Raw genomic sequence first — 10360 nt, 5'->3', positions numbered from 1 at the left:
GGCCGCGCGGAAGGCGAGGTTGAGGTTTTGTTCGACCATCAACATGGTCACCCCGTCCTCTTTCAGCGTGTCGATGATCTTGGCGATCTCTTCGCAGAATTGCGGAGACAGGCCGCCAGAGGGTTCATCAAGCAACAACAGCCGGGGTCGAGACATCAGGGCGCGCCCGATGGCGACCATCTGTTGTTCGCCACCGGAAAGCGTGCGGGTCGGCTGTTTGCGGCGCTCGGCCAAGCGAGGGAAACGCTCGTAGACCAATTGCAGGGTCTGGCTGATCTCCTTGCCGCCGCGGCGCATCGCGCCAAGCCGCAGATTGTCCTCGACCGTCAGATCGGGGAAGAGATCGCGGGCCTGGCTCACCTGCGCGATGCCATGGGAAAAGATCTTGTGCGGCGAGAGACCCGCCGTCTCGATCCCGTCGAACAGAACCGAACCGGCGCTCGGTTTGACAAAGCCGCAAACGGCATTGAGCGAGGTCGATTTGCCGGAGCCGTTCGCGCCCAGAAGCGTGAGACATTCCCCCGGCAGCACGTCGTAGGTCGCGCCACGCAGGATTGGTTTTTTGCCGTAGCCCACGTGCAGGTCACGGATTTTCAGAAGCGGTTCAGGAGTGTCCAAGGTAAGCCTCCAAGACTGCGCGATCTTCGCGGATTTCATCGGGTGTGCCCTCGGCGATGCGCGCGCCTGCCGCCATCACGAGGATGCGGTCGGCGGCAGCCATCACAAGCTCCACCGCATGTTCGATGAGCAGGATGCCGACCCCTTTTTCCCCCGCGAGGCGATGGATGATCTCCATCATCTGCGCACGGGCGACGGGCGACAGGCCCACAGCGGGTTCGTCGAGCAATAGAACCGGCGGATCGGAGGCGACGGTACGGACGATTTCCACGATCCGCTGCTGACCGCCGGACAGGTCCCCTGCCCGCGTGTCGGCCATGTGATCCATCGACATGAGCTTCAACAGCTCGCGTGCCCGGTGGATGTTCTCGGCCTCGGATTTGAGCGCTTTCGAGCGGCCCAGAAGAATGTCGAGGAACGAGCCTTCGATCTGGGCGTGAAGCCCGGTCAGGACGTTTTCGAGAACCGTCAACTCCGGGAATAGCCCACCGTTTTGAAAGGTTCGGCGGACGCCCTGTTCGGCGATCTCATGCGGCGTGAGCGTGGTCAGCTCCTGGCCCTTGAGATGGACCGTGCCGGAGGTCGGCGTGACGTAGCCCGAGATCGCGTTGAACAGCGTAGATTTCCCCGCCCCGTTCGGCCCGATCACGGCACGCACAGCGCCCTCTTCCAGTGTGAAAGAGACGTCATCCAAAGCCGTGAGGCCGGAAAAGCGGACGCTCAATCCGTTGACTTGCAGAAGTTCGGTCATCACGATTCCTCCCGGTAATAGCGTTCCACGAAGACGGGCGAGAGACGGCGCAGGAGGCTTGCCAGCCCCAAGGGCATGGCGACCAGAACGGCGGCGACGATCAGGCCGAAGAACAGTTCCTCCATGCCGGGAAATGCGCGGAGGTATTCCGGCAAGGCGGTCAGGATCACCGCACCCAAAACGGCGCCCAAGACAGACCCAAGCCCCCCGACCAGCACCATCGCGAACGACGCAATGAGGTGCAGCATGCCGAAGCTTTCGGGGAAGACATGCCCCACATGGCGGGCAAACAGCGCGCCCGCACAGCCGACCACAAAGCCCGACCAGATGAAGGTGGTGAGGATCACCCGCGCGGTCGGGATGGCGAGAGAGGCCGTGGCCACTTCGTTTTCGCGCACCGCCATGACGGCGCGGCCAAAACGAGAGCGCAGGAGGTTCAGCGTAGCTTTGACCAAGACGACCGTCACCGAGAGGAAGATGTAGAACTTCAACGTGTCGTCGCTCAGCGAGATGCCGAACATGGTTTCGCGCGGCAGGGGCAGACCATCGGTGCCACCGGTCACTGGCTTGGTGTGCAGATAGGCCCAGCGCATCAGCTCGCCAAAGGCCAGCGTGATGATCGCGAGGTAGTAGGACCGGATGCCGCGCAGGGCGGCGGAAGAGGCGAGAAATCCGCCGAGCGCGCCGAGGACACCGGCCAGCGGGATTGTCGCGATCCACGGTAGGCCCATCTTGGCCGAAAGGATCGCAGAGGCATAGGCGCCGATCCCGAAGAAGGCGGTGTTGGCAAAGGCGAGCTGGCCCAGGTTGCCGATCACGAGCGTAAAACCCAAGGTCACAAGGATCGAGATGAGCATCCCGTTGACGATGAATTGCGTATAGGCGTTGGTCGTCAATGGCGTGAGGAGCAAGAGCACGGGAACGGCCCAGAACATCCAAGTGCGCAGGCTGCGTTGGCGGGAGGTTGGCATGGTCGTACTCATGTTCTTACACCTTCACCACAGCTTTGCGGCCAAAGAGGCCATGGGGACGAATGAACAGCACCAGCACAATGACGACATAGGCGGTGATCTCGATCAGGGCGCTGTCGATGTAGGCGCCGGCATATTGTTCGGCGAGACCGAGAAGGATGCCGCCCAAAACCGCGCCGCCCAGTGAGCCAAAGCCGCCGAGTGTCATGGCGGCAAAGCCTTTGATCAGGAAGGAGGCACCAAGGTCTGGGTGCAGGAGAGAGATCGGAGCGACGAGGATGCCACCGAGGGCCCCAAGAGCAGCGCCGACACCCCAGCTAAAACCGTTGAAACGCTCGACGTTCAGACCGATGAGGCGGGCGCCACGCGGGCTTTGGTAGACCGCCTGCACCATCTTGCCGAGGTCGGTGAGGCCGAGAAGGCCGAAGAAGACCACCAAGAGGACAAAGACCGTCCCGATGATAAAGATCGCGTCCCCGGTGATGACGAGATTGCCGAGAAAGATCGGCTCGATGTTAAACACAGGCGGCATGGGGAGCACTTCGCGGCCCCAGACCATTCGCGCGATCCCGCGCAGGATGTAACCCGCCGAGATACACATGAGCGCCAACCCGATGTGTGGGCCGCCACGAATGGGACGGATCAGACCTTTGCTGAAGAACACGCCCAGCACGAACATGGCGATCATGGCGAGCACGGCCGCCGGAAGAAAGGCAATGCCCGCAAGCACGACCAGAACGTAGGAAAGAAAGGCCCCCGCCATGACAAAGTCGCCATGACCAAAGTTTACAACCGTGGTCGAGCGGTAGACCACCGTGAGGGAGAGGGCGATGAGGGCATAGATCGCCCCTTGGGCGAATCCGCCCAATGTCAGCTGCATCAGCATCGGTATTGCTCCTTGAAAAGGGCCGGCGCACCAGCGCGCCGGCACCTGTCAGTCGGGGAGGGAATTAATAGGCCTGGCCCCAGGCTTTGAGAACGGTCGGTTCGCCGTCGACGAAACCGGCCACGGCAGAGCCTTTGACGCCTTGGTGATCTTCCGGGGTCCAGGTGATCGGATCGGACAGGATACCGGTGTCGAAATCACGCACCTCTTCGAGCGCCGCGATCAATTTCGAGCGGGTGAGATCCGGCCCCACAGCTTCGAGGGCGGAAACCAGCGCCTCGGCAGAGCCGATGGAGACAAAGGAGAAGGTCGAAAGCTCTTCTTCGGGATAGTATTTGTGGATCATGTCGCCCCAGGGCTTCATTTTCTCGCCGTCGAGATTGTCGACATAGGAGTGGATCACGTAGTAGTTCTGCACGGTCTCGAAATCGCCGGTGCGCTTGAGCGTGTTCTCAAGGTCGGTGCCCGCCGTGCCCATGACCGGGATGTCGCCCATGCCGTATTTCTTCAGATCGCGCAGGAAGATGGCGGTTTCCGCCTCATAAAGCGCGGCTATGATAAAATCGGGCTTGTTCTGACGCAGCTTCAGCACCTGCGCGGTGGCATCGGTCTGGCCGCGCTCCATGGTCAGCTCGGCGGTCGGCTCGACGCCCTGCTCTTTCAGATAGTCGCGCGCCGGGTTGGAATAGCTGTGCGCCCAGTCGTTGGAATGTTCGATGATCGCAACATTCGTTGTGTCCGGTTTGGAGAGCACGAAAGCCGCCATGGCGTAGCCATTCGCGCGTCCAGTCGGCACACCGTGGAAGATGTTCCCTGCCAGCGGATCGGAGATCGAGTCGCTCACCGCATGGGCGACGATCCACGGCAGACCAGCCTCCTCAATCGTAGGACGCAGCGCCAGCGCCACGCCCGAACAGGAGTTGCCCTGAAGCATGAACACTTCGTCTTGGGAGATCAGTTTCTTGGCGGCGGCGAGGCCTTTGGCGCTGTCGCAGGCGGTGTCTTCCTGAACCGCGACCAGTTTGCGGCCATGCACGCCACCCTCTTCGTTGACCTTGTCGAAATAGGCCATCATGCCGATCAGGGCTTTGCTGTAGGAGGACGCATTGCCGGAGAACGGCCCCATCACACCGATGGTGATGGCGTCATCCGTGAGACCCTGGGTTTCCCAGGCGTCGTCTTGTGCGAATGCGGGAGCGGCGACAAGCGTCGCTGCAGTGAGAAAAGTCGTTAGCTTATTCATCTGTTACTCCTGTTGGACGTTTCTGTTTAGACTGCGGCTTTTTTACCGCTTTTGTTATGTGTCGATCTCAACTTAAAAACCGACCGTATTGTTTGTTTTATGCGTGTACTCTACGCAAAAACGGGTAAGAAAGAAAATCACTTAGGATCGCTTGCGGGACGAATATGCCCCGCCAACATGGTTTTGAGCGTCATCACCATTTCGCGGAAATAGGCCTCATCCCGGCGCAGCACCGCCTGAACGGCCATGCCGCGAAACACATTCATCGCCAGGTTCAGCGCCACGCGCGAGGTCACCACTTCGGGGTTCACCGCCACGAAGGTCTGCGACCAGATCGCCTCCAGCCGCTCGTGCAGATCGAGGATCAGTGGCTCAAGCTGTTGGCGCAGATCCGCGTCGCCACGTGCCGCCACGATGATCTCGAGCGAAGAATAGAACCAGTCGCCATGCAGCACCTCGCCCCAGACCGCCTCGAAAAACCGGTCGTAATCCAGCGCACCGCTCTGCATATCAGCCGCGAGCGCCTCTAGCCCGGCAGCGAAATTCGCGAACATCTCTTCGGTGGCGGCGACGATCAGCGCCATCTTGCTGGGGTAATGATGCGTCTGCGCCCCGCGAGACACGCCCGCACGCTTGGCGATGCCTGCCGTGCTGGTGTTGGCGTAGCCCACTTCCATCAGCATCTGCACCGTCGCCGCCAGCAGAAGTCTGCGGGTTTCGGTGCTGCGTTGGTCTTGGGTGCGGCGTGTCGTTACTGTCATCTGTCCCTCATTTAAAAACAGGCTGGCTTGTATTTATAATTTGGTCAAGCGCGTCGAGAGCCTCATGTCCGGCAAAACCGCAAGACCCCTCAGCTTGCTCAAAAAAGCGGCACCGGGCGCGGAAATTGTGGAATTTTAGCGTAAGAAACCGTCAATGACGCCGAGCAGGCATAATGGCCCAACGCCGAAATCCAGCCATCGCCCTGCGCCAGACGAGTCTCTCCCAATGGTTACGGTATGGAAAATCGTGTCATTCAAAAGTGCCATCGCAGGCCCGCAGTTGATATTTGCATGGATCACCGGCAACAGGAACGCCCGTCTCACACCCGCCCCCACGGAAGTCCGATGTCATCGCCGCGCAGATACTCAAACCAACACCTTGGTAAATCCTGCCGGGTGTCTTTGTGCGACCAAACGATACATTGTGAGACTGTGATGAATATCCACAAATACCCGCGTAGGCGGCACATTGAAGGTTCGCGCCTTCAAGTGGGCGATATGGCGGATGACAAACCCATAAAAGAGCTTTCAGGCCTGCCCCTGATTGTTGAGGAACAGCGCGACGGCGGCCGGTAACGTCACTTTGCCCTGTTGAAGACATGGGCAGCCGCGCATGCGCATGCCTTGCACCCGGCACTTGGGGTCAAACTTGCATAGCAACACTGTGCAAATATGGACCTTCAAGCGTCATGCCGCATCCGGGAGATGCCATCTAAAACCTTCCTAAAGAAGAGAAATTTTTATTTTGCGACATTTCCTTCTGTCTCGATTGACAGTGCGATCGGCATAAGCTTACCATGTTAAGTATTGGTGGGAGGAGCATAGGTCCTGATGCTGGAAGGGCATTCAGGCGCATGTGCCACCAATCGCGTAGTAGATCTGGGAGGAAATTATGCGCAAGAAATACCATACCACGAGTCTGTCTATCCCCTTGGCCTTGTCGCTTTTCGCGGCCCCTGCGGCCATGGCGCAGGATATGGTCCTTGGCTTTGCTGGCGGGGCTGGCCCGACAGGTGTTCCGGCGATTCTGGCTCTGGAGAGCCTGAAGGAACAAGGCTTGTCCACGGAGGTCATCGAATTCGATTCTCCGGATATTTTGACCCAAGCTCTGCTCAACGGGCAGGTGCAGATCGCCGTGATGGGACCGGCAACTTTGTTCGCAGCGGATTTGGCAGGGGCCGATCTTCAGATGCTCGCAAAGAACAACCAAAACGATTACCTGATCATCGCCTCTCCCGAGGTCGAGACCTGTGCCGATCTGGACGGCAAGACTGTGGCCTATCACAGTAAAGGCTCCACCACGACCGCGCATCTTTTGACGTGGCTGCGGGAGACCTGCCCTGAAGCCGAGCCGAATTACATGGTTCTGTCGGGTTCTGCCAACCGTGTTGCCGCACTTCTGAACGGTCAGATCGACGGCACGCTTGTCCGTCTCGAAGACTGGATGGCGATCACGCGTGGCGAAGACGACCGGGCCAAAGTTCTGACCATGCTGGTCGACAGCCAAAGCGATCTGATCACCGGTGCCGTGGTCGGCAGTGCTGGCCAGATTGAAGGCTCGCGTGCGTTGATTGAAGACTTCCTCGACGAGTTGGGCAACCAATTCCAAGACATCTATGCCGATCCGATTGCCTATTCGACCCTCGCTGTGGAGTATCTTCCGGAGATGGAACTGGCCGATGTCGAAGCGGTCTACAGCCATTTCGCCGAGACCAAGATGTTCCCGCTCTCCGAAGCCCTGTCGCCTGAGAGCATCGACGCCACACTTCAGTTCTACACCGATGCGGGCCGGATCGAACAAGGCGCGCTGAGCGTGGATCAGGTCGCCAACTTCACCTTCGGTGGCGGTGAATAGATCATGACGGCCAACGTCTTGCAAAAGGGACATGCCACTTCAGTGCGGCATGTTCTCGAACTGCGTCGCCCCATGTCTGCTTGGCAGGCTGCGGTGGCGCGTCTTGTGGCTTTCATCATCTTTGCCGGCCTCTGGGAGTGGGGCGCGACATCGGCAAACTCGATCCTGATCCCGACGTTCACGGAAACGGTAAAGGCGCTGTTTGAGACCATGTTCGTGACCAGCGATGTCTGGCCCGCGCTTTGGGTCAGCAACATTCCGATGCTGATCGGTTACGGCATCTCTGTTGCCATCTCCGTGCCACTTGGCCTCGCCATGGCGCGCTGGTCTGTGATCGACCGCATGTTGAACCCGATCACGGCCTTGATGCTGGCCCTGCCGATCGCGCCTTTGGTGCCGGTGGTTCTGGTGGCATTGGGCATGGGGATGACGCCGAAGGTTGTCATCATCATCCTGTTCTCATGGGTTTTCATCACCACCAACGTGCGCGCAGGCACCCGGCAAGTGGATTATCGCCTAGTCGAAATGGCCCGCAGCTTTGGCGCTTCCGAGCGCGAGGTCTGGTTCCGCATTCTGATCCCGGGCGCGATCCCGGCGGTCTTTGCGGGGCTTCGCATCGGTCTGGGGCGCGCATTTGCCGGCATGGTGATCGTCGAACTGATCATGCTTCCGGTCGGCATCGGCGCGCAGCTCATGGATTATCGCGGAGATTTCAAAGCCGATCTTCTCTACGCAACCACAATCGTCGTCGTGATGGAGGCCGTGCTGCTGGCCATTGCGATGCAGGCGTTCGAACGCCACCTTATCAGATGGAAATAATCAGATGTCTTCAATCATTGATATCAAGGGCATGTCCCACGCTTACGGAGGTGCGGGGGGAACGCTGGCCCTGTCCGACGTAAACCTCGAAATCCGCAAAAATGAGTTCGTCACTTTGCTGGGGCCGTCCGGCTGTGGCAAAACCACCTTGATGCGGGCCATCGGCGGCCTTGTGACGCCGACCACCGGCAGCGTCATGGTCAACGGAAAACAGGTGCGCGGCCCCAACCTCGATTGCGCCATCGTGTTCCAGAACTTTGCGCTGATGCCTTGGGCCAGCGTGTTGCAGAACGTCGCTTTCGGCCTCGAGATGCGCGGCGTCAGCAAAGCGGAGCGTATGGAAAAGGCGCGCGAAGCGATTGCGCTCGTCGGGCTGAGTGGCTTCGAGGACAAATACCCGAAACAGCTTTCCGGTGGCATGCAGCAACGTGTTGGTCTGGCGCGCGCTCTGGTGGTCTCGACGCCGATCATGCTGATGGATGAACCCTTTGGCGCGCTGGATCAGCAAACCCGGCGCTATATGCAAGAAGAGCTGTTGAACATCTGGCAGCAGGACCAGCGCAGCGTCGTCTTCGTGACCCATGACATGGAAGAAGCCATCCTGCTCGCTGACCGCGTGGTGCTCATGTCGAACCGTCCGGGACGCATCGAAGAGGTGCTGGACATCAATTTCGAACGCCCGCGCAACCCGGAAGAGGTGGAGCGGATGCCGGAATTCATCGAGCTCAAAGAATACCTCTGGAACCGTCTGCGCCAGATGCATGAGATGAGCGCCGCATGACCTCCGCCGTTCAGAAACGTCCGATCACAGGACCTGAGCCAACAGCGATTGAGCGTTGGCTGCGGGACCTTTCATCGAACTGGGGCGGCATCGCTTTGATCGCACTGTTCTGGGAAATCGCCGGTCGGCTGCTCAATCAGCTTTGGCTCCCGCCCTTCTCAAAGGTCGTGGCCCGGTTGTGGGATTTGCTCACCGACGGCACGCTTGCGCCGCATATCCTGTCCAGTCTCACCGTTCTGGTCACGGGCTTTGCGATTGCCTTGATCTTTGGGTTGATCATCGGCACGCTGATGGGGCTGTCCTCATGGGTCAATGCCGCGCTGGACATCTATGTGAACAGCTTTCTGTTCACGCCTGGCCTGATCTTTGCGCCGATCCTCTTTGCGATCTTCGGCCTCTCGGATGCGACCCGTGTGAGCGTTGTGGTGATCTATGCGATGTTCATCATCATCATCAACACCGCCGCCGCCGTCCGGCATGTGGATCGCCCGCTGTTGGAAATGGCCGCCTCTTATGGCGCCAGCCGCTGGACCGCTCTGGTGCGCATCGTGATGCCGGATGCTTTCCCGCTGATCATTGCCGGGATCCGCATGGGCGTCGGTCGTGCCGTCAAAGGTATGGTCAATGGTGAGATGTTTATCGCCCTCGTCGGGATCGGTGGTCAGGCCGCCAAGTTTGGCAAACAGTTCGACTTTACCTCGGTCTGGGCTATCTCCGTGTTCATCATGGTGATTGCCGTCATCATCAACCAGAGCGTCAGCCGGATCGAACAGCGCCTGACCCGCTGGGTCGGTTAAGGCGACAGATCAAAAACGGCAGACCCAACACGACAGGTCTAAAACATCAGCGCCGACCGGTTTGCCCCGGTCGGCCTTTTCATGTCAGTCGAATTTCTTCAAAAGCCCATTCAGTTCCGTGAGCAGACCGCTCATCATGCTGCGCCCGAGCATCTCTTCGATTTCCAGATTTATAACATTGATCTGAGGGCTGATTTTTTCAATCAAATCAAAACCCTCAGGCGTCAAGGACACAAGGCGCCGCCGACCGTCACTTGCGTCTTTTTCCATCATGACGAGATTGCGGCTTTCCAAATTTTTCAGCATCCGGGTCAACGAGGGCGGCAGAATACACCCCATCTCAGCCAAGGAGGTGGCATCCGTACAGCCTTCTTCGCGCAAGATGCGAATGACCCGCCATTGTTGCTCGGTAATCTCATGTGCATGCAGCACAGGCCGCAAGCGCTCCATCAATGCTTCGCGAGCGCGCAAGAGCACCATCGGCAAAGTATTCCGTGTGCTGGCAAGGCCGTCTGCACTATGTTCAAGGACGTCTTGCGTGGACTTATTCATCGAGGAATACCCTGTCTTCTGACTTTGTTTTGAGCTGACGGAGCAGCTTAAAAACACAACTATTGATTGCAATAGTGTCAGCATACAAAGTTTGGTGCGATGCTTTCTAGATCGATCCGCGGACTTTGTTACATTTATGTGAATGAGGCACACGATTGTCTGAGCTACTCCCCATCTCTTGGACAGTATCTGGCGTTTCTGAGCTGCTGCGGGTTTCGTGGACGGCAACTTAAACTTTCATAGCTCGCTCCTCGAAGGTCATAGGGCTTAAATAGCCGATGGTCGAGTGGCGACGCGTTGGATTGTAGAACCTCTCAATATAATCG

At 58.7% G+C, this 10360-nt stretch carries 13 protein-coding genes; 5 read left to right on the top strand and 8 right to left on the bottom strand.

Annotation, left to right across the window (positions count from 1 at the left end; genetic code table 11):
- From ACN0X0_RS22180 to ACN0X0_RS22155, 6 genes are all read right to left on the bottom strand, one after another.
- Nucleotides 1-618, bottom strand: a 618-nt coding sequence (locus tag ACN0X0_RS22180; protein WP_417281017.1) for an ABC transporter ATP-binding protein, incomplete at its 3' end; no start/stop codon positions are given.
- Nucleotides 605-1369: an ABC transporter ATP-binding protein gene (locus tag ACN0X0_RS22175; RefSeq protein WP_417263867.1), complete on the bottom strand. Its 765-nt coding sequence runs from the start codon at nucleotides 1367-1369 to the stop codon at nucleotides 605-607. The genes ACN0X0_RS22180 and ACN0X0_RS22175, both read right to left, overlap by 14 nt.
- Nucleotides 1369-2352, bottom strand: a complete 984-nt coding sequence (locus ACN0X0_RS22170; RefSeq protein ID WP_417281016.1) for a branched-chain amino acid ABC transporter permease — start codon at nucleotides 2350-2352, stop codon at nucleotides 1369-1371. The genes ACN0X0_RS22175 and ACN0X0_RS22170 overlap by 1 nt, the downstream gene beginning before the upstream one ends.
- A gap of 4 nt (nucleotides 2353-2356) precedes the next feature.
- The gene (locus ACN0X0_RS22165) at nucleotides 2357-3226 is read right to left on the bottom strand and encodes a branched-chain amino acid ABC transporter permease (protein WP_417281015.1); all 870 of its coding nucleotides are present in this window, start codon (nucleotides 3224-3226) and stop codon (nucleotides 2357-2359) included.
- Nucleotides 3227-3290: 64 nt separating this feature from the next.
- On the bottom strand, nucleotides 3291-4469 hold the full coding sequence (locus tag ACN0X0_RS22160) for an ABC transporter substrate-binding protein (RefSeq protein ID WP_417281014.1): 1179 nt from the start codon (nucleotides 4467-4469) through the stop codon (nucleotides 3291-3293).
- Nucleotides 4470-4606: 137 nt separating this feature from the next.
- Nucleotides 4607-5230, bottom strand: coding sequence for a TetR/AcrR family transcriptional regulator (locus tag ACN0X0_RS22155; RefSeq protein ID WP_417281013.1), 624 nt, complete (start codon nucleotides 5228-5230; stop codon nucleotides 4607-4609).
- Between the two features lie 435 nt (nucleotides 5231-5665).
- Between ACN0X0_RS22155 and ACN0X0_RS22150 the strand changes: the two genes are divergently transcribed.
- The 5 genes from ACN0X0_RS22150 to ACN0X0_RS22130 all read left to right on the top strand — a co-directional run bounded on the left by ACN0X0_RS22150 (nucleotide 5666) and on the right by ACN0X0_RS22130 (nucleotide 9482).
- Complete coding sequence (locus ACN0X0_RS22150) at nucleotides 5666-5806, top strand: hypothetical protein (RefSeq protein WP_417281012.1); 141 nt, start codon at nucleotides 5666-5668, stop codon at nucleotides 5804-5806.
- A 316-nt stretch (nucleotides 5807-6122) separates the two neighbouring features.
- The gene (locus ACN0X0_RS22145) at nucleotides 6123-7085 is read left to right on the top strand and encodes an ABC transporter substrate-binding protein (protein WP_417263862.1); all 963 of its coding nucleotides are present in this window, start codon (nucleotides 6123-6125) and stop codon (nucleotides 7083-7085) included.
- 3 nt (nucleotides 7086-7088) lie between these two features.
- Nucleotides 7089-7904, top strand: coding sequence for an ABC transporter permease (locus tag ACN0X0_RS22140; RefSeq protein WP_417281011.1), 816 nt, complete (start codon nucleotides 7089-7091; stop codon nucleotides 7902-7904).
- A 4-nt stretch (nucleotides 7905-7908) separates the two neighbouring features.
- Nucleotides 7909-8685, top strand: a complete 777-nt coding sequence (locus ACN0X0_RS22135) for an ABC transporter ATP-binding protein (protein ID WP_417281010.1) — start codon at nucleotides 7909-7911, stop codon at nucleotides 8683-8685.
- A complete protein-coding gene (locus tag ACN0X0_RS22130; protein WP_417263859.1) occupies nucleotides 8682-9482 on the top strand; it encodes an ABC transporter permease in 801 nt (266 codons plus the stop codon). The genes ACN0X0_RS22135 and ACN0X0_RS22130 overlap by 4 nt, the downstream gene beginning before the upstream one ends.
- An 84-nt stretch (nucleotides 9483-9566) precedes the next feature.
- Here ACN0X0_RS22130 and hpaR read toward each other — a convergent pair whose 3' ends face one another.
- Complete coding sequence (gene hpaR / locus ACN0X0_RS22125) at nucleotides 9567-10118, bottom strand: homoprotocatechuate degradation operon regulator HpaR (RefSeq protein WP_417263858.1); 552 nt, start codon at nucleotides 10116-10118, stop codon at nucleotides 9567-9569.
- Between the two features lie 145 nt (nucleotides 10119-10263).
- The coding region (locus ACN0X0_RS22120) for an IS3 family transposase (protein WP_417281018.1) at nucleotides 10264-10360 on the bottom strand (97 nt) is incomplete at its 5' end.

The organism is Celeribacter sp., from assembly GCF_048270365.1.
Taxonomy (GTDB): Bacteria; Pseudomonadota; Alphaproteobacteria; order Rhodobacterales; family Rhodobacteraceae; genus Celeribacter.
The sequence above is the reverse complement of the archived record's forward strand: the minus strand, read 5'-3'. Positions and strand labels throughout refer to the sequence as shown.

Excerpts from the sequence above, each read along its gene's own strand:
- ACN0X0_RS22175 (WP_417263867.1), bottom strand. The coding sequence starts at position 1,369 with ATGACCGAACTTCTGCAAGTCAACGGATTGAGCGTCCGCTTTTCCGGC.
- ACN0X0_RS22170 (WP_417281016.1), bottom strand. The coding sequence starts at position 2,352 with ATGAGTACGACCATGCCAACCTCCCGCCAACGCAGCCTGCGCACTTGG.
- ACN0X0_RS22165 (WP_417281015.1), bottom strand. The coding sequence starts at position 3,226 with ATGCTGATGCAGCTGACATTGGGCGGATTCGCCCAAGGGGCGATCTAT.
- ACN0X0_RS22160 (WP_417281014.1), bottom strand. The coding sequence starts at position 4,469 with ATGAATAAGCTAACGACTTTTCTCACTGCAGCGACGCTTGTCGCCGCT.
- ACN0X0_RS22155 (WP_417281013.1), bottom strand. The coding sequence starts at position 5,230 with ATGACAGTAACGACACGCCGCACCCAAGACCAACGCAGCACCGAAACC.
- ACN0X0_RS22150 (WP_417281012.1), top strand. The coding sequence starts at position 5,666 with ATGAATATCCACAAATACCCGCGTAGGCGGCACATTGAAGGTTCGCGC.
- ACN0X0_RS22145 (WP_417263862.1), top strand. The coding sequence starts at position 6,123 with ATGCGCAAGAAATACCATACCACGAGTCTGTCTATCCCCTTGGCCTTG.
- ACN0X0_RS22140 (WP_417281011.1), top strand. The coding sequence starts at position 7,089 with ATGACGGCCAACGTCTTGCAAAAGGGACATGCCACTTCAGTGCGGCAT.
- ACN0X0_RS22135 (WP_417281010.1), top strand. The coding sequence starts at position 7,909 with ATGTCTTCAATCATTGATATCAAGGGCATGTCCCACGCTTACGGAGGT.
- ACN0X0_RS22130 (WP_417263859.1), top strand. The coding sequence starts at position 8,682 with ATGACCTCCGCCGTTCAGAAACGTCCGATCACAGGACCTGAGCCAACA.
- hpaR (WP_417263858.1), bottom strand. The coding sequence starts at position 10,118 with ATGCTGACACTATTGCAATCAATAGTTGTGTTTTTAAGCTGCTCCGTC.